This is a genomic window from Pseudomonas sp. UYIF39, assembly GCF_029963765.1.
Classification (GTDB): Bacteria; Pseudomonadota; Gammaproteobacteria; order Pseudomonadales; family Pseudomonadaceae; genus Aquipseudomonas.
The window spans coordinates 113,123-128,619 of sequence record NZ_JALBYU010000018.1; the positions used below are offsets into that span (position 1 = coordinate 113,123).

At 57.8% G+C, this 15,497-nt stretch carries 26 protein-coding genes; 8 read left to right on the forward strand and 18 right to left on the reverse strand.

The features are described 5' to 3' along the window. The 17 genes from MO767_RS21985 to MO767_RS22065 form a co-directional block, all read right to left on the reverse strand. Positions 1-1,728 carry a terminase TerL endonuclease subunit gene (locus tag MO767_RS21985; RefSeq protein ID WP_282482214.1) on the reverse strand — a complete coding sequence of 576 codons (1,728 nt, stop codon included), beginning with the start codon at positions 1,726-1,728 and terminating at the stop codon, positions 1-3. Beyond that, entirely contained in the window at positions 1,728-2,213 is a 486-nt protein-coding gene (locus tag MO767_RS21990) for a phage terminase small subunit P27 family (RefSeq protein ID WP_282482215.1), read from the reverse strand. Before MO767_RS21990 ends, MO767_RS21985 begins: the two co-directional genes overlap by 1 nt. 159 nt (positions 2,214-2,372) lie before the next feature. After that, a complete protein-coding gene (locus MO767_RS21995) occupies positions 2,373-2,747 on the reverse strand; it encodes an HNH endonuclease signature motif containing protein (protein ID WP_282482216.1) in 375 nt (124 codons plus the stop codon). Further along, a complete protein-coding gene (locus tag MO767_RS22000; RefSeq protein WP_282482217.1) occupies positions 2,738-2,929 on the reverse strand; it encodes a hypothetical protein in 192 nt (63 codons plus the stop codon). Before MO767_RS22000 ends, MO767_RS21995 begins: the two co-directional genes overlap by 10 nt. Positions 2,930-2,993: 64 nt before the next feature. Next, complete coding sequence (locus MO767_RS22005; protein ID WP_282482218.1) at positions 2,994-3,188, reverse strand: hypothetical protein; 195 nt, start codon at positions 3,186-3,188, stop codon at positions 2,994-2,996. A gap of 2 nt (positions 3,189-3,190) precedes the next feature. After that, positions 3,191-3,520, reverse strand: coding sequence for a phage holin, lambda family (locus MO767_RS22010; RefSeq protein ID WP_282482219.1), 330 nt, complete (start codon positions 3,518-3,520; stop codon positions 3,191-3,193). Positions 3,521-3,685: 165 nt separating this feature from the next. Beyond that, a complete protein-coding gene (locus MO767_RS22015) occupies positions 3,686-4,045 on the reverse strand; it encodes a hypothetical protein (protein ID WP_282482220.1) in 360 nt (119 codons plus the stop codon). 152 nt (positions 4,046-4,197) lie between these two features. Then, a complete protein-coding gene (locus MO767_RS22020; RefSeq protein ID WP_282482221.1) occupies positions 4,198-4,761 on the reverse strand; it encodes a hypothetical protein in 564 nt (187 codons plus the stop codon). 9 nt (positions 4,762-4,770) lie between these two features. Further along, positions 4,771-5,094, reverse strand: a complete 324-nt coding sequence (locus MO767_RS22025) for a hypothetical protein (RefSeq protein ID WP_282482222.1) — start codon at positions 5,092-5,094, stop codon at positions 4,771-4,773. A 2-nt stretch (positions 5,095-5,096) separates the two neighbouring features. Further along, the gene (locus MO767_RS22030; RefSeq protein WP_282482223.1) at positions 5,097-6,383 is read right to left on the reverse strand and encodes a site-specific integrase; all 1,287 of its coding nucleotides are present in this window, start codon (positions 6,381-6,383) and stop codon (positions 5,097-5,099) included. Further along, the gene (locus MO767_RS22035) at positions 6,380-6,955 is read right to left on the reverse strand and encodes a recombination protein NinG (RefSeq protein WP_282482239.1); all 576 of its coding nucleotides are present in this window, start codon (positions 6,953-6,955) and stop codon (positions 6,380-6,382) included. Before MO767_RS22035 ends, MO767_RS22030 begins: the two co-directional genes overlap by 4 nt. Before the next feature lie 2 nt (positions 6,956-6,957). Then, a complete protein-coding gene (locus MO767_RS22040; protein ID WP_282482224.1) occupies positions 6,958-7,125 on the reverse strand; it encodes a hypothetical protein in 168 nt (55 codons plus the stop codon). Further along, positions 7,122-7,325, reverse strand: coding sequence for a hypothetical protein (locus tag MO767_RS22045; RefSeq protein WP_282482225.1), 204 nt, complete (start codon positions 7,323-7,325; stop codon positions 7,122-7,124). Before MO767_RS22045 ends, MO767_RS22040 begins: the two co-directional genes overlap by 4 nt. Then, positions 7,318-8,112, reverse strand: coding sequence for a hypothetical protein (locus MO767_RS22050; RefSeq protein WP_282482226.1), 795 nt, complete (start codon positions 8,110-8,112; stop codon positions 7,318-7,320). The genes MO767_RS22045 and MO767_RS22050 overlap by 8 nt, the downstream gene beginning before the upstream one ends. Continuing rightward, positions 8,099-8,962 (reverse strand): helix-turn-helix domain-containing protein, encoded by an 864-nt coding sequence (locus tag MO767_RS22055; RefSeq protein WP_282482227.1) that lies wholly within the window; start codon positions 8,960-8,962, stop codon positions 8,099-8,101. The genes MO767_RS22050 and MO767_RS22055 overlap by 14 nt, the downstream gene beginning before the upstream one ends. Next, positions 8,959-9,702 carry a phage regulatory protein/antirepressor Ant gene (locus MO767_RS22060; RefSeq protein ID WP_349016932.1) on the reverse strand — a complete coding sequence of 248 codons (744 nt, stop codon included), beginning with the start codon at positions 9,700-9,702 and terminating at the stop codon, positions 8,959-8,961. Before MO767_RS22060 ends, MO767_RS22055 begins: the two co-directional genes overlap by 4 nt. Before the next feature lie 171 nt (positions 9,703-9,873). Beyond that, positions 9,874-10,065 carry a helix-turn-helix domain-containing protein gene (locus tag MO767_RS22065; protein WP_282482228.1) on the reverse strand — a complete coding sequence of 64 codons (192 nt, stop codon included), beginning with the start codon at positions 10,063-10,065 and terminating at the stop codon, positions 9,874-9,876. A 99-nt stretch (positions 10,066-10,164) separates the two neighbouring features. On the opposite strand from MO767_RS22065, the gene MO767_RS22070 reads away from it, so the two are divergent. The 8 genes from MO767_RS22070 (at position 10,165) to MO767_RS22105 (ending at position 14,687) form a co-directional block, all read left to right on the forward strand. Next, positions 10,165-10,806 (forward strand): LexA family transcriptional regulator, encoded by a 642-nt coding sequence (locus MO767_RS22070; protein ID WP_282482229.1) that lies wholly within the window; start codon positions 10,165-10,167, stop codon positions 10,804-10,806. Positions 10,807-11,198: 392 nt separating this feature from the next. Further along, entirely contained in the window at positions 11,199-11,582 is a 384-nt protein-coding gene (locus tag MO767_RS22075) for a helix-turn-helix transcriptional regulator (RefSeq protein ID WP_282482230.1), read from the forward strand. 63 nt (positions 11,583-11,645) lie between these two features. Beyond that, positions 11,646-12,080, forward strand: a complete 435-nt coding sequence (locus MO767_RS22080) for a TerB family tellurite resistance protein (RefSeq protein ID WP_282482231.1) — start codon at positions 11,646-11,648, stop codon at positions 12,078-12,080. Further along, positions 12,080-12,250, forward strand: a complete 171-nt coding sequence (locus tag MO767_RS22085; RefSeq protein ID WP_282482232.1) for a DUF3927 family protein — start codon at positions 12,080-12,082, stop codon at positions 12,248-12,250. Before MO767_RS22080 ends, MO767_RS22085 begins: the two co-directional genes overlap by 1 nt. A 563-nt stretch (positions 12,251-12,813) precedes the next feature. After that, a complete protein-coding gene (locus tag MO767_RS22090) occupies positions 12,814-13,095 on the forward strand; it encodes a hypothetical protein (protein WP_282482233.1) in 282 nt (93 codons plus the stop codon). Then, positions 13,092-13,406 carry a hypothetical protein gene (locus MO767_RS22095; protein ID WP_282482234.1) on the forward strand — a complete coding sequence of 105 codons (315 nt, stop codon included), beginning with the start codon at positions 13,092-13,094 and terminating at the stop codon, positions 13,404-13,406. Before MO767_RS22090 ends, MO767_RS22095 begins: the two co-directional genes overlap by 4 nt. Before the next feature lie 91 nt (positions 13,407-13,497). After that, the gene (locus tag MO767_RS22100; RefSeq protein WP_256831680.1) at positions 13,498-13,845 is read left to right on the forward strand and encodes a hypothetical protein; all 348 of its coding nucleotides are present in this window, start codon (positions 13,498-13,500) and stop codon (positions 13,843-13,845) included. Between the two features lie 26 nt (positions 13,846-13,871). Beyond that, positions 13,872-14,687, forward strand: a complete 816-nt coding sequence (locus MO767_RS22105; RefSeq protein ID WP_282482235.1) for a DUF2303 family protein — start codon at positions 13,872-13,874, stop codon at positions 14,685-14,687. 51 nt (positions 14,688-14,738) lie between these two features. Here the strand turns inward: MO767_RS22105 and MO767_RS22110 are convergent. After that, positions 14,739-15,497, reverse strand: a 759-nt coding sequence (locus MO767_RS22110; RefSeq protein ID WP_282482236.1) for a hypothetical protein, incomplete at its 5' end; no start/stop codon positions are given.

Consider the following 15,497-nt stretch of genomic DNA (forward strand, 5'->3'; position numbering starts at 1 on the left):
TTATCCAACAATGATTGGTTTTGAAAAGAAGTCGCTGATGTTGCCGCTGTTGTCGTTGACCAGAATTAGCGCCCTGCCGATAGCCATGATCAGCGCGACGGCACCGTCGATCTTGTTGTCGTCACCCTGCTTTATGGGCCGCACGACATCGTCGTTGCCAGGCATGTTCTTGCCGATCACGTTGGCGATACACCAGGTCATGATCGGGTGCCCATCGTGATGGAACCGGCCGGCAGTGATGGCCGCCTCGAGCTCCTTCATGGGGTCGGACATGTTGGTGTAGTTCTGCGTGATCGTGATCGGGTTAAAGCCTTCGTCGTCGAGATCGTGACTTAGGCCGGTGGCGCCGTGAGGGTCAATCGGGCACTCGCGAACCGGCGCTTGATGATTGGCTTCCTTAGTGTCTTCGAAGATTTCGCGGTAATCGATCTCGGCGCCGTCGGTGATTTCCAGATGCTTGGAGTTGATCCAGGCCTGGAACCGTTCGGACATGCGCTTGTTGTCGCTGTCATAAGCGGTGTCATAAGGCACCCAGAACTTCGGCGCGACGCTGTAGTAATGGATCTTCCCGTCAATCACTCGCCAGAACAGCCGCGCACGTGAGTTCATGTCCAGCTTGCGGGCCAAGTCGAAGCCTGCAATCCACTCCTGCCCCTCGAACTGTTCGAGCGTGAGCGTGGTGTCTTCACACGATTTCCAGTCCTCCATGTTGAAGAAGCCGGATTTCGCGCTTACCCAGAGGTTGAGGTGCTTCGTTTTGAACGTGTTAGCGAATCGCGCCGAGCGTATGGCCCTCGCTTGCTGGCTCTCCAGGTACTCTTGGAACACCGAAACCCCGTGGTTCGGGTTGGCCTTCGCCAGCATCTTCGGATCGGTCCAGTCATCGCCCTCATCAAGCGTCCAGATCCAGCCGAACAACTCTTCGTCAGGCACGGTGCCGGCCAGCATCTCCACGACCTGGCGCCGCTTGTCGTAGCATGGGCCTTCGATATCGGCGCCGGCGGTGGTGATGATGAACATCAGCGGCTGCCGGCGTGCGCCCATGCCGGTGAGCATGGTGTCGTACTGGGCCGACGTTGGGTGTTCGTGGTATTCGTCGACGATCGCGCAGCTGGGCGAAGCGCCGTCGCCTGGGTTGCCGATCAGCGGTTCGAATCGGCTGAAGTCGGACGGGATGTTCATGTTCGAGGCGTTGACCTCGATGCCCGCAGCCTGAATCAGCATCGGTGACTTGCTGACCATGAGCTTGGCGGGGCGGAAAACCTCCCACGCCTGTTTCTCAGTGGTCGCACCGGCATACACTTCCGCACCGAACTCGCCGTCGGCCACGAACATGCTGATGCCAACGCCACCCGCGACTACGGATTTGCCGTTCTTCCGAGGCACTTCCCAGTAGCTTTCACGGAACCGGCGATGACCGCCTTTCTTTTTGACCCAGCCGAACGTGACGGCCAGGCCGAACAATTGCCAAGGCTCCAGGCTGATCAGCTGACGCTTGAATGCCCACTCGCCTTTTGTGTGCGGAAGCAGTTGGATAAGCCTCAGCTTTTTCTCAGCCTTGACTGCGTCGAACTTGTATTTGAATCCTCGCTTCCTGCTCGCTGCCAGGTCGTCGAAGTGACGCTGCACCGCCTGGTGGATGTAACGACAAGCCGGGACCTTCCCACGAAGCAATGACCGACCCCACGCCGTCGCCTTGTCGACGTTGGGGTGGGCAGATTTGGTCATCAGCTACTCAGTAGTTTGGCGAATTCGTTGGTTTCTTTCTCCTTGTTGCCGCCGATCAGGCGCGTGCGGCTGGCCGGATCCAGACCCAGCATCGAACCGAATGTCACCATTTGGCGCATCGTTTCGTTCGCCGCGGTCAACGCGGGATTCTTCATCGGGCCGCCAGTCGCGCCGGCTACAACAATGCCGTGTTCCTTGATCGACTCCTGCGCCATCCGCCAGTTGTCATAGGCGGTGCAAAAAGCTTCGACGTTATGTAGGTCGGTGATCGCGACTACGTTCTCGCGCAGTAGCTCCGGAACAATCATGTTCCACATGGTCGCGGCCCGAGGGCTGAACCACTCGGGCGGGTCTATCTGGGTGATCTTGGAAAACTGGGGCTCGGCGGTGTTCAGCGCACGCTTGCCAGGGTTTCCAGCCAATGCTTTCTTGGCCGTTGGCTTGGGTTTGCGACCACGGCCGGCGACCGTGGCGGTGCCTCCCATCGCGCAACTCCTGAATTTTTAATTTCGCGGGTGTAAGAAAACGATTGAGGGCGCGGTCTAGAAGCAAAAAGGTCCAGACTTTCGACTCTCCCCCTCCCTTAGCTATGAATCCGCCCTTTTGGGATGTTTTTTTCTGTTTTTCTGTGGATTTTTTGCATTTCAGCGCCGCGCATTGCCAAACCCACCATCCTCGGCCGCTGTCTTGACCGAGTGGCATGGGCCGCACAAGCTCTGCCAGTTGGTCTTGTCCCAGAACAGAGCCATGTCGCTCTTGTGCGGAACGATGTGATCGACATCGGTAGCTACGACCACCAGGCCACGAGCGGAGCAATGAAGACACAGCGGGTACTTGGCAAGAAACCCGGCTCGGGCCTGTTGCCACTTGTAGTTGTAGTGGCGCTTGGTGCTGCTCTCTCTGGGCTTGGCCCTGGCCGCGCTCTTCAGTAGGTGAGCATGATCGTCACAGTAGCGCGGGTTGCGCGTGAGCGTGTTGCATCCCTGGGCATTGCATGGCTTCTGCGGCCTCAGCGGCATGGTGTGCCGTCCATGTAGGTTGATGGCAAAGCGTCAGGGTCTTCATCATCCTGATCGGCTGCCAGCGCCTGGATCAGTATCAGCTGCTGCTCGACCATCCTGCTGAGGATCGCTGTCTGCTGTCTCTGCTCGGTCAGCACCTGGACTAGCAGGCTTTCCAAGCAGTTGGGCTGCTCGCTCATATGCCACCTTTGTCCATTTAGCCATCCACTTCCTGCGGGCTTCGCAGCCTGCGCAGCCCACTCCCTACTTGCTCAGCTTCGGCTGCAGCACTACCCGGGCAATCATCACCAAGAGACCCAGTACGCCATACGCAACAGGAGGCAGCACGGCCTGTAGCGACGGCATCAACTGCTCAGCCACGCCCAACGCTGCGATAGCGCCGCCTGTTTGCACGCTGGTCATACTCAACGCTTGCTTCCAGTTTTCGATCAGTTGCATGGTTACTCCTGCCGCCTGGGCAATTTGAAATCAGCGAAACGATCTGCGAGATCTGCGATCTTCTTCACCCCAAGGAAACCGATGAACACACCGGCAGCCGTCGCGAAGTTTTGAGGAAGCCCGAAGTACTCGAGCAGCGGGATAAGGCCAATGGTGATCAGCGTGCAAAGCGACGCCTCAAGCAAAGCCTGCCGTCGAGTGCCGCCGCCGTAGATGATCCGAAGAGCACCCACAACAAATGACAGGGCACCGGCATAGATCGTCGGGGCATGCTGACCAAGCCACGCGAGAACGAGCAGCCAGGTATCTGGTTTGTCGGGCATGTTTGGCATCTCGGCATCCTCCCTTTCGGGGAGTGAGTTAGATCCGGCCCCAACAGCACTCCCAGCTCGGAGCAATGGGTGTGGTGGAGCCGAAAAACGAAAAAGCCCCGGCAAATGCCGAGGCTCTAATGACTGCTTGAAGCAACAAGCCCGGCATAATGGCCGGGCGTCTAATCAAACTCTACTTTCGCAACCAGCGCGCGTGGTGTCGATGATCAAGTCACCCTCAACGCGATAACCAATCGAGCCGACCAGGAACGCGTGGTTGAGCTGGCTCATAACCACATCACTCAGGCCGACAGCACACTTATCTTGCTGAATAGCGTTATCCATCGCGGTTTTAATGTTCGGGATACCAGTCGGGAAGAGGATTACCGGATAGCTATCTTCGCCAGTAACCCGGGCGCCTTTGACGAATTTCGACGAGTTGATGTTGTAGTTCTTGGTGCTCGCAACGGTCATGTCCGCAACGCGAATGGTGCATCCAGTTGTGAGGATGGTGGCGACTAGTGCAACAAATAGTGCTTTTTTCATGGGGCCCTCCGGATTAAGGAGGCGGAATATATACCAAAATGCCATCACAGAAACAGAAAAGCCCCGCTCGATGGCAGGGCTTTTCTGGTCGTCTCTCATAACGCGCAAGATCGACATGATGGGGTTAATTTACGGCCAATTGGCCATCACGGTCAAGCGGCGTCTACGAAGATTTGTTCCTGATCGAAGATCTCGGTCGCATGGATCACAGCGGCCTCTTCCAGCAGCTCCAAGCGCTTGTGAATTCCTCCCCGCCAGTTGCGGCGAGTGCGCTCCGGCGAACCGGCAAGATCCCAGGTGTTCATGTCGTAGAACTCGGCTGGCAGCACGATCATGTCCGTAGAGCGCTTACCGATCTGGACGCCCTTCAGCTTCGGGATCGCCCAGGCAGTGAGCGCCTTATAGATGAACAGCTGTGGCGCCGGGGAAGTCATGCGAGCCACCAGACGGCCGATGGCGGCTACCTTGTTGGCCTTGTGGGTCGAGTACTTGGCGACCAGAACATCCCACTGAGCAGGCTCAAGCTGACGATGCAGGAGCGCATAGAGGCAGCAGTCGTAATCAAACTTGTCGCGCACGGACAGCGAACTGCCGGTGCCACCCTGACGAAGGTCGGCATCGATCAGCTTCTGCCATGACTGCTTGGTGCTGTTGTCGATGTTGTCGGCGGCCAGCACCCGGACCAGTGTGCCCATCACGTCTTTATAGATGCCCATGGTTTCCCCTCAATCCCCGGTGTAATTCGATCCGCCGGCGCCGCGGCGGTTGTTCTGTTCGTATTGATGAGTCGGACCACCCTGAATCTGCCCACTCTCCAGGGCGATCACTCGGCGCTGAACCTTCTGCAGTAGAAGGCCGAGTTGGGTGACCAAAATTTCCAGAGGCAATGCCTCGCCGGTATCGGCAGCCACCCAACCTGAAGCGTTGCATTGGATGCAGGCTAATTCGTGGAAAACGCCCTTCACAACCGTCGCGCCTTTGCAGATCGGACACTGAGCCAGGTCGAGACGACCAACCTGAAAGGCGGGGCCGCGGGTCTTTTTGTCCATTTTTAAACCTCGCCTATGGTTGATGCGCAATTAGCATCGGAGGCCTTGCAGGCCGTGGCTTGTAGCGGATTACCTGAATCGCCGGATGTAGCCTCTGTGTAGCCGTGAATCAGGGCAAAACCCTTGCTGTCTAGATGGGCGTTCCACTGTTCGAGGGCTACACGCTTGCGGCTCATTACGTCCGACTGGATGTACACCTTCACGTTGTGGCCCATGGCATGGTTGATCAGCAGCTCGCCGATCAGATGGTCAATGCCCAGATCCGCCCAGCCGGTGCGCGCCAACTTGCGCAAGTCGTGACTGGTCCACTCACCCTTACCGATGCGGGCGAACACATCACTGGCCTGCCCTTCACTCAGCGCCTTGCCATTACGTGCCGGGAACAAGTACTGGCCGCTGTAGCCGCCGGCCTGCTGCAGGTCGCGGTACCGGGAAAGGATCTTGCAGACCTGGTCGGTCAGCGGCAGGTGATGCTCGACCCGGGTCTTGGCATTCTCGGCCGGGATAAACCACACCCGCTCGGCCAGGCTGATGTGCGACCAGCAGGCCTGTCGGGTTTCACCAATGCGCGAGCCGTGGCACAGCATCATCAGGGCCAGCACCGCATCAGCAGGCTTGGCGCTGAACTCCTGATGCAGGCAGGCCAGCAGATCCTCCAACTGAACTCCGCGCAGACGCGCCGGCTTGACCCGGACCTTCGCCTTGGAGAAGTCGCTGAACTTGATGCCATCCATCGGGTTCTTCGCGATCAGCCCAAGACGCAGGGCTTGGCGGAAGGCCAGGGCCAGCAGTTGGAACACCAAGCGCACGAAGTCGATGGTCAGCGTCTCCTGCATTGGCCACATCAGCAGCCGGTCCAGGGTCGACCGATCCAGCCCGGTCAGCGACAGCTCACCCAAGCGCGGGATCAGATGGCACTTGATGGCCGAGGCAGCGGTTTTCTTGCGCTTGTCCGAAAGGTTGCGGTCCTTGGCCATCCGCTCGCCGAACCACGTCAGCAGCTCGCCCACGGTCGACCACTCGGAAACCGCAGCCCCAGACTTGGCTGACACCCGCAGGCGCACATCCGGCAATGCCGCCGCCACTTGCTTGGTGTTCAGTCCTGGGTACTCACCAATCTTGTGCCACTTGCGGCTAACCAGCAGGTACCAGGAACCCCGGGCGCGATCAGTCGCAAAACGCAGGTACAGGCCACGGTTACCGAGGTCACGCAGGCTGTACACGTCAGCATTCGCGGCCTGCCGGTTGATTTCAGCGTCAGAGACCTTCACGGCCACGGTCTTGCTCATGCTGCCGCCCTCTTCAATTCTTTGATCTTTGCTCGGTAGTCGGCCTTCAGCTCTTTCAGGCCTTCAATGGTGTAACGCTGTGGCGCATGCGGGCCTTCCAACCACTCCACTCGCTCCCACCCAATTCGCCGCACCAACTCGATGCGGTAATTCACGATGTCCCCGGATTTGTGGTTGTTGCAGGGTGCGCACTGCCTCCACACATTCAACGGCTCGAACCGAAGTTCAGGGCTCGCTCCCACAGTGCGGTAGTGGCCTGCGTGCCATTGGCCTTCATGGAAACGCCCGCAGCTCACGCACGGCAGCGCCGCATCACGCAGGCGCACCCATGTGTTGAAAACCTGCTGGGCTTCTTTCATGTGCTGCGCCCGCGGCTTGAGCCGCTCCTTCGCTACTCGAATAGCCTTGCGCTCGACATCGGCCAGCGACTTACGTGCCTTTGCGTGGTTCACCTCCTTGATGGCCAGGCCGCACTTTGGGCTGCATACCGCCTGACCGAGACGTTGCGGTGGGAACGAGACGCCGCATGCGGGGTTCTTGCACTTCTTCGGCTTGGGCACCTTTGGGGCAATCCTCACAACGCCTTCCTCGCCGCCCGCTCGACTTCTTCCTTTCGGGCCCGACGCCGCTGTTCAAACTCCGCTAGTGAACGCTTGCGGCGCTGCTCGACGAAATACCCGGTGATCACCACGACCGCCAAGACGAGAAAAGCAACGATCCAAAACTGGTCTGCTGATGTCATACCTTCTCCCCGGTGACAATATCGACAACTTCAAACGTGTCAGGCCACATCCCGGCGCCGTAGCGGCGCGCCATGGCCACATCAAAGAACAGAGCCAGTGCGTGATCGGGCGCCGTGCCCAGGTCCCATTTGAAAGAGCAACAGTGCACGGCGTAGCGATAGGCCGATGGATCGACTGGGGCCAGATACGGGTCAGCCATGAGCCGCCACCTTTGCAAGCCCATCGATAGCCTGCTGCGACAAAAAGGCCCGACGCTCTTCAAATTCATCCTCAGCCTTCTTGCGAGCAGCAGCCTTCTGCTCGGCACTTGCTTTGCGGAATTCGAGCATGCTTTTTTTGACCTCCTTCAATTTTTCCCTCACGACTGGCGTAGCCCGGACAACGGCGCCAGTGAGCAGGCCTGCGATGGCTCGGCCGTCGTCGGTGACGGGCTCATGACTCAAGTCAGCCAGGTACATGCGGCCGCGCTCTTGCGGTATACGCTGCATCTGCACCGCGGCATTTACAGCGACCACTCGGCGCTGGGCGTCAAAACCGATAGATAGGTGCCAGTTGACCGGTTTGGTCTCCGCCCGGGCCTGAGTCACAAGCCGCTCATAGGCATTGTTGAACGCCATGCGAGCGCCGACCTTGTCCCCGAGATTAAGCACCGGACGTGCTGCGCCGAGAGCAATTTGGATTTCATCAGTCATCACCACGGTGTCGAATTCATCGTTCGATGCCAGGGCAATGGCCCACGCCTCATCCTTGCCCGGGCGACCATCGGCCGCCTCGATGCGAGACAGGATGTCGGACATGGTGAGTTTTCCACGCACCTCCTTGCGGCAGGCCTTCAACGACCGCTCGATCAACCCAAGGGGGTACTCACTCAGGTCAACGGCCATAATCGCGGCCGCGTTTGGGCTCAACGTCACGCCCATCGCCTCAGCAGTGCCACAGAGAAGGTCAATGGCGATTTCCAGCTCGTTTTGACTAAGCATTGCCATTACCACGCTTGCGCAGCATTGCCTTCGCCTGCTCGGCCGTCGACATGTTCGCCTGGGTGTTTTCCATCTGCTTCGCAGTTGTGCCGTTGACCTGCGTGTTGGTGGCCCACTGGGTGCGGTAGGCTTCGGCCTTGGCCAACAACGAGCCGATGTCGTGGCATGAGCGGATCAGGTAGGCGTCTTGGATCGAGACGTAGTAGGCCGCGACAAAGCGAGCTTCATCGGCACCAAGGCGTTTCAGCAGGTTGTTGATTTGGGTGTTCACCGTCGCGTTGCGAACGGGCTCGGTCTGATAGCGATCAAAGTAGGCCGCTGCGTAACTGGTCCAAATTCCCCGGCACGCTTCTTGGCGGTCGGCTTCAACTTTCGCCTTGGTGCGCTTCTCCTGCTCCGGATCGATGACCTCGCCAGCGCCCTGCCCGACCAGGGCTGGGAAAGAGGATGGCGGTTCTACTGACGGATCAATGGCGGTTCTATTACGGTTCTGGGTGCAACCACTGCGGGGGGGTGGCGCAGCATCTGCGGGGGTGGGGTGCGCCTCTTGCGGGGGAGTCCCCGCAGCATCTGCGGGGCGCATATCCTGCGGGGGTGCAAATGTCGCGGGGGTAATGGTGTACATGGTCGAGCGGCCCATTCGCTCGCGAACCGACAACACTCCGGCAGAGCAAAGCCACTTGATTGCGCTCTGTACTGTTCTCTCAGCAAGGCAGGTCCGCTGACCGATCTTTGCAATAGATGGCCAGCACACACCCTCATCGTTTGCATTGTCAGACAGGGAGATCAGCACGGACTTCTGAGCAGGGCTCATGCCCTGGAGCGGCCAGCAGGCGCTCATGATGATGGTGCTCACAACGAGGCTCCGATGTTCTTCTGGGCCAGATGAGTCAGGCCTTTGGGGGTGATGAGCGGCTGGAATGCGGCGCGGTCGGCGCCAGTCTCGGCGTCAGGGGCCAGGCTGGTGACCTTGTGAACCATAAAACCCCTGTTGATCTGAGGCTGGTAAGCGGTCCAGCGCTTCGAGCCTCCACGGTGAAAAATCCACTTGTGCGACTCAAGCCATTTGAAAAGCTTGGAAGGTGATACCTGCAGCTGTTTGGCGGCATCACTGATGCAGATCGCGCCGCCAGCCGAAGCCAGACGCTTGATGGCGGCAACCTTCGGCGCCTGGTCCAGGATCACCAGTCGAAGCGTTTGGTTTTCCTTGGCCTGATCGGCAGCTGCTTGCAGTGCCTCGGCATAGGTCGCCGGAATCTGGAACTGATCCGCCCTCGCCTCCAGCTCCTGCCAACGATCAATGATTCGGGCGCGCAGCTCGACGCTGTAACCCGAGACCACCACCAGGGTGTCGCGCTGGGAAAGCAAGAACTCTCGGTAAGCCTGCCCGTTCTGCGGATGGACATAGGGGGTGTCGTTTGAAGAAACGACACCCTTTGCGACCAGTGCGCGGACAGTTTTTAGAACGTTGTCATGCGTGCTGCCGGTGAGTTCGGCAATCTCGCGTGACGACATGGTGTGACATGACACGTTTGGAGAATTCGCAAAAGGTGTCATGACACGGGCGGTATTGCTTGGAGCGGTGTTCATGCTCATAATGACCCTCACATGTTGTTGCTGTTAAAGAAGCCGGTCTAGCCACCGGCTTTTTTTCGCCTACGTTTTTTTCACTGGATGTATCAACAGCTAAAGCAATTCACTTTCGGTTTACTTGGTCAGCGTTGATAATTGGCTCATCATCAGACGGTTAAACGGCTGGGAAACGGATTACGCTGCGGTGCGCTTGGCCTTTAGAACCTTCTTGTGAAGGGCCTCGATGGCCTTACCTACCTCGTATCGGGCACCCCCGCCTTTCGTGATTCTGAAAATGGTCGGCTGAGTCGTCCCGCACTGTTCGGCGATTCGAGCCTGGCTCCAGCCGTGCTGCGCCAGATTGGCCAGCATTTCTGTAATGGTCATAAGGGCCTGCCAATGCGATTTGTAATATCCTCGATAATACGCAACCGAATTACATCAAGCAATACACTTCGACCTCCTTTAATACGCCGGGTCGAACAAATGACGATCGCAGTGCGGCTGCGCACAAAAATGCTGGAAAAGGACTTATCGGAAAATGAGCTCGGGCGCCGATCCGGTGTTCCTCAGCCAACGATTCACCGAATTTTGAACGGGGACAGCAGCACGCCAAGAAAGGCTACATTGGAAAAGCTCGCGAGATCTCTAAGCGTCACACCGGAATGGCTGTTGTTTGGTCCAGGCCATGGGAATGTGCTATCTGTTGCGCAACCCTACAAGGAAGCCAAGGAGTATCCTTTGATTAGCTGGGTAGCTGCTGGTGTTTGGACGGAGTCTTTCGATAATGGACATCCGTATGAAAGGATCGCATCTGACGTAAATGCTGGGCCCAATGGCTACTGGCTTGAGGTTCAGGGTGACTCCATGACCCCTGTTCAAGGGAACGGATTTACTCCTGGGATGAGAGTTCTAATTAAGCCTGAAGACTTTGATTTGGTTAGCGGAAAATTCTACATCGCAAGGCTTAGAGGAGATGGAGAGAAAACCCTAAAGCAGTACGTCCGGGATGCCGGTGTCGGTTACCTGAAGCCGCTAAATCCTGATTACCAGATGTTGGTAATGGATGACTCTGTCGAAATCATCGGCCGGGTTGTTGATGTGAAGTACCCGAACTCGTTCCTGTAGCAGGCTCCTAACCCACAGACAGCCGCCACATACTCAATACGAAAATCCCGCCGTCGAGTGGGATTTTTTTCGCCCTAAGAAAAATCTATTCGCTTCCGTATTAAAAAATGTTGACCTAGTTAATCAGCAATCGTATTGTTCACCCATCGCCGGATAACTACCGGCCAGGACAAGGCAGCGATGAACCGGCCTCAACGGTTCAGAGGGTTGGCAACTGACCCGGGCGTGCAGCGTAAAGCGCCAAGACAAGTTATCCAGCGGGCAATGGCCGTGGCAGGACAAACAACTTGAAGAAATCGGTACCGCGCCAGTAGCGCCGAACGATCACGGACATTTTCACTTCTGCCCCTGGCTCGCCGGGTGCAGCGGGAAAACAACCGGGAGTCACGACGATGGAAACAACAATCGTAAACGGAGCATGGAAGGGCGAACTCGGCCGCGGCCTTGCACCTCGAGAGCTTCAGTTCCTGCTCTCGGTTGCTCAAGGATTGACGGCCAAGGAGATCGCAAAGGACTTTGGCATCACGCCAGGCACTGTGGTCAAGCGGCTTTCAAACGCCATGTTCAAGCTCGGCGTTCATCGCCAGGCAGCGATGGTCGCTGAAGCCATGAAGCGACAGATCATTTCACCAGTCTGCGTGGTACTCGCCGCTGTGATCGCCATCCACGCAATGATCGATGACCAGCCGATGCGTCAGAACCGCAGGGTTGGCGAGCGGCGTGTCGGAGAGCTTCGGCTGACTCGGCGCTCTGAGGTGGTTGAACTGCTGGGGTAATCATCACTGCTGCACCTTGGCGACAGGGTGCAGCGGGATGTAACCCAACTCAGAGGAATAACTATGTTAGGCAAATTGTTCGGCAAGAAAGCAGGCCAGGCCCGTGCCAGTGTCGCCAAGCTGGCCAATCGCGACTTGATGGAAGCGGTCGTGTACGGCGCGATCTACGTTGCTGCCGCTGATGGCGATCTGGAAGACAGCGAGTTGTCGAAGATCGAAACCATCCTCAGCAACAACCCGGCGCTCCAGGGCTTCGGCGCGGAGCTGTCCAACACCATCGATCGTGCAAAGACGGACTTCAAATCGGGCGCCCGCATCCTGCGTCAGAACGCCGAGAAAGAACTGGGTGACCTGGCGCACTCGCCTTCCGAAGCCCTGACGGTGCTCAACGTAATGCTGACCGTGGCCGAGGCCAATGGCGAGATCAAGGAAAGCGAGCTGAAAGCACTGGAGCGCAGCGCCAAGCTGCTCGGTCTGAACCTGAAAGACCACCTGTAATGCCCGGGTTCGGCGAGTTGGTGAGCCGGCTTCGGGCGTTGCTCATCATGGCGCTGCTCATCGGCGTGGTGCTGATCGACTCAGTATCCCGAGTCATCAGCATGTGCGCCGACGGGTTCCTTGTGGTGCTGATCCTGCTGCTGATCTGGCCGCTGATCAAACAACGCTGATCATCACTTCTGCCCATTCACTGAGTGGGCAGCGGGATGGCGAAGGCCTACGGAAATGGGCGAACTACACGTATGAACCCCATATAAAAGTAATGGAGACGTGGAAGTCCGGTGCAAGCCCGGGCCCGAGCACCTGGTACTCCCCAGCACCAGGCCGCATCGGAGTGTGATCTGAATGAAAACGCTGTGGCTGAGTGCACAAATTGCCGGTGTGGTGCCGGTAGCCGCAAACAGAAGCCAGCAGTAGTCACAGATCCCACCCCGATGCGGATGATTCTGCACCGCGCAATGCGGCCCCCCGCAGTCAACCAACTGCCGAGGAATGCTCGGTAGTTCAACTCAGCACGGAGGATTGGCAGCCATGTAACCGATCAATTAAAGCCCGCCCAATGGCGGCAATCAGCGCTCACGTAGGGAGGTCTTCGTGACGCAAACAAAAGCCCGGTTCCGATCGGGCTTTTTTACGCCTGCCTTTACCCGCCAGCACTCTCCCCTGCGCCCAACGGCAACCAGCAGGAGACCCGAGTGCTGACGAATACACGCAACCCCATCGAGGAATCGCCATGCATCCATCAATTCAACAGCGAGTCGACGGGGTTGCGGACCTGCGCCTTCGCTCAAGCATCGCCACTGCCGCGTTCTACGCCCTGATCGGCAAGGAGCAACCCGTGCCAGAGCTTCGCTACCAGGTAAAAACCAAGGGCAACGCCTACCACATCGTCGAGCGCTCCACCGGCAAGGTGAAGGGCTTCCGCTGGACGTGGAAAGAAGCCATCAACTTGGCCCAGGTGCTGGAGGCGCGCGCCGACGGCATCAAGGTGTCGCTGTCAGGTGAGCGGAAATGATCGGCGTGCCAATGCCAGACCCGCGGGACTCGATCATCGCGAACCTGAACCAGCAGCTGGATCAGTTCTTCGGCGCCGGCAAGACGGCTCAATTGATCCCGTCGGGCATCAGCGGCGAGACCAGCCTCTCCGGCGCCAGCGGCCACAGCGAACGCCTGCGCACCGAGCGCGACAAGCTCGCACCCATGCTCAAGGCCCTGGCCGAGACAGGCATCACTTCCAGCGCAGCCGCAACGCAAACCCGCATCCGCCAAAAGCGCATCGAGCTGATCGCCAGAGAGAACGGCTTCAAGTTCGCCTCGCCAGCATGAGGCGCATCAACAACCAGGTGCGCCAGCGCCTACGCCAGTCGCAATTCCACCTTCCCCCCAGCGGCCTGCAGGCCATCCCGGAGAAACAACCATGTCCACCCCTACCGATACCGCCGAATTTCTCGAAGAGCTCAACGGCGGAGCCTTTGCCAGCCAGATCGGCCACGCCCTTTCCGAAGTTGCTTCCGGTGTAGTTGACCACGGTAAGGCCGGCAAGCTGGTGATCACCCTGGACTTCAGCCAAATCGGCGAATCCAGCCAAGTGAAGATCAAGCACAAGCTCGACTACAAGGTGCCTACCAAGCGCGGCACCCGCAGCGAGAACACCAGCCTGGATACCCCGATGCACGTCGGGTCCGGCGGCAAGATCACCCTCTTCGCGGAAAAGCACGATCAGCTCTTCAGCCGCGAACAAGCCCCAATCACCCCTCGCACCTAACCGCTCGACCATCAAGGAATTGAACAATGTCTCTGACCAAAGAAGCGATCCAGCTCATCACCGACACCGCGCTCGAGGCGAGCGGCAAAGCACTGGCCACCCAGACGCCGACCATCGTCCTGCCGGAAGGCTGTCAGGTGGTCACCCTGGAGAAATGGCAGGCCGGTCGCAGCCGTTTCCGTGGCATCTACTCCACCCATTCCCTGGCTGACTTCAGCGCCTATGTGGCCGACCGGGCAATTTCCACCGCCAAGGGTTTCATCGACCAGGACGAAATGACCTGCACCCTGTTGTTTAACCTGGGCACCGATGTGCTCCCTGGGCACGCAGATGACCGCGCTGTGCTGAAGCTGAAAGCGTCGGCCGGCTACAAGGCTGCCCAGTCCATCGGTGGCCGGGCCATGTCTCAGAAAGATCTGAGCGACTGGATCGAAGACTGGCACCAGTACCTGACCCCGGTGGATGACGAAGGCAAAGCGATTCCTGTCGCCAAGGCCATCGCCGCTGTACGCACTATCACGGTCAAAGCAACCAGCGAATCTGAAACCACCGTCGGCGACACCAGCGCCAGCCGCAGCGCCATGGATCAGATCGAAGCGCGCAGCAAAGAAACGCTGCCGGCCGCCCTGTTGTTCAGCACCATCCCGTTCGAAGGCCTGACCGAGCAGCAGATCAACTTACGAATTTCGGTTATCACCAGTGGAGCCCAGCCAGCGCTGAAGCTGCGTTGGGTCGGGGAAGAAGTTCAGCGCGAGGACATTGCGCAGGAGTTCAAAACGGTGCTTCAGGAGAAGATCGGTACCAACGCATCGCTCTCCCTCGGCGCTTTCGATTCGAAGTAAGTCATCAGGCCGGGAAACCGGCCTGCCTCATCCTCACGCTGCTACTGACCCTTATCGACGGTCTCTCTCTGTTCGAGAAGCTATTTCCGGAACGCTATCAGATGGAGAAATGATTGTACCGATTTGCACCCTCTCATCGTCTTTGTAAAACTTTCTAGAAAGGCTGGCGATGGACTCTCCAGTGCGCTTGCTTTCTTGGATCATATTGTAAATATCATCGCCGCTTATTGAGCCTTGACTAGATGAAATCATTGTTGAGAAGCCAAAACCGGCTTGCTCCTCATCGTCAGAAACTGTTGCATGTTCAATGATTAGTTCTGGGTCAACCTGCATTGCGTCAGCCATTCCCGCGCCGTGCGTACCGAATCCAAAATTAAACCCTTCCTCGGCCCGGAGCCGAAATGCGAACAAATCCTGTCCATTGAACGGCAAGTGATAATCATTGAAATTTATAAATTGCCTACCATCAATTCTCATCTGAAAGTGGTAATGGGGAAAGTTAGAGTGGCTTCCACCGTGCCCAGCAAGATCGTTAGCTGAGCAATCAAAAGTCCACTCAATATTCTTCCAGCGGATCGTCGAGCTTAAAACCTTCCCTTCTGGCGCCTCCTCCACAAGATCGTTGATGTTGGCGAGAAGCCTCTCCTCGTTGGCACACCATCGTAAATAGGAAGCAATTTGGTGGTATCCAAACTTTTCAGCGACAAGTTTTATATCTTTAGGCTTGAATTTTCCCTGCCTAAGTAGCCAATGTATGTAGTGGTCTAATGATTCCGGACACCCATTTAGGCGAGAATGCTCGCCAGACTG

Coding starts and splice junctions, on each gene's coding strand:
- MO767_RS21985 (WP_282482214.1), bottom strand. CDS start 1,728: ATGACCAAATCTGCCCACCCCAACGTCGACAAGGCGACGGCGTGGGGT.
- MO767_RS21990 (WP_282482215.1), bottom strand. CDS start 2,213: ATGGGAGGCACCGCCACGGTCGCCGGCCGTGGTCGCAAACCCAAGCCA.
- MO767_RS21995 (WP_282482216.1), bottom strand. CDS start 2,747: ATGCCGCTGAGGCCGCAGAAGCCATGCAATGCCCAGGGATGCAACACG.
- MO767_RS22000 (WP_282482217.1), bottom strand. CDS start 2,929: ATGAGCGAGCAGCCCAACTGCTTGGAAAGCCTGCTAGTCCAGGTGCTG.
- MO767_RS22005 (WP_282482218.1), bottom strand. CDS start 3,188: ATGCAACTGATCGAAAACTGGAAGCAAGCGTTGAGTATGACCAGCGTG.
- MO767_RS22010 (WP_282482219.1), bottom strand. CDS start 3,520: ATGCCAAACATGCCCGACAAACCAGATACCTGGCTGCTCGTTCTCGCG.
- MO767_RS22015 (WP_282482220.1), bottom strand. CDS start 4,045: ATGAAAAAAGCACTATTTGTTGCACTAGTCGCCACCATCCTCACAACT.
- MO767_RS22020 (WP_282482221.1), bottom strand. CDS start 4,761: ATGGGCATCTATAAAGACGTGATGGGCACACTGGTCCGGGTGCTGGCC.
- MO767_RS22025 (WP_282482222.1), bottom strand. CDS start 5,094: ATGGACAAAAAGACCCGCGGCCCCGCCTTTCAGGTTGGTCGTCTCGAC.
- MO767_RS22030 (WP_282482223.1), bottom strand. CDS start 6,383: ATGAGCAAGACCGTGGCCGTGAAGGTCTCTGACGCTGAAATCAACCGG.
- MO767_RS22040 (WP_282482224.1), bottom strand. CDS start 7,125: ATGACATCAGCAGACCAGTTTTGGATCGTTGCTTTTCTCGTCTTGGCG.
- MO767_RS22045 (WP_282482225.1), bottom strand. CDS start 7,325: ATGGCTGACCCGTATCTGGCCCCAGTCGATCCATCGGCCTATCGCTAC.
- MO767_RS22050 (WP_282482226.1), bottom strand. CDS start 8,112: ATGGCAATGCTTAGTCAAAACGAGCTGGAAATCGCCATTGACCTTCTC.
- MO767_RS22060 (WP_349016932.1), bottom strand. CDS start 9,702: ATGAGCATGAACACCGCTCCAAGCAATACCGCCCGTGTCATGACACCT.
- MO767_RS22065 (WP_282482228.1), bottom strand. CDS start 10,065: ATGACCATTACAGAAATGCTGGCCAATCTGGCGCAGCACGGCTGGAGC.
- MO767_RS22070 (WP_282482229.1), top strand. CDS start 10,165: ATGACGATCGCAGTGCGGCTGCGCACAAAAATGCTGGAAAAGGACTTA.
- MO767_RS22075 (WP_282482230.1), top strand. CDS start 11,199: ATGGAAACAACAATCGTAAACGGAGCATGGAAGGGCGAACTCGGCCGC.
- MO767_RS22080 (WP_282482231.1), top strand. CDS start 11,646: ATGTTAGGCAAATTGTTCGGCAAGAAAGCAGGCCAGGCCCGTGCCAGT.
- MO767_RS22085 (WP_282482232.1), top strand. CDS start 12,080: ATGCCCGGGTTCGGCGAGTTGGTGAGCCGGCTTCGGGCGTTGCTCATC.
- MO767_RS22090 (WP_282482233.1), top strand. CDS start 12,814: ATGCATCCATCAATTCAACAGCGAGTCGACGGGGTTGCGGACCTGCGC.
- MO767_RS22095 (WP_282482234.1), top strand. CDS start 13,092: ATGATCGGCGTGCCAATGCCAGACCCGCGGGACTCGATCATCGCGAAC.
- MO767_RS22100 (WP_256831680.1), top strand. CDS start 13,498: ATGTCCACCCCTACCGATACCGCCGAATTTCTCGAAGAGCTCAACGGC.
- MO767_RS22105 (WP_282482235.1), top strand. CDS start 13,872: ATGTCTCTGACCAAAGAAGCGATCCAGCTCATCACCGACACCGCGCTC.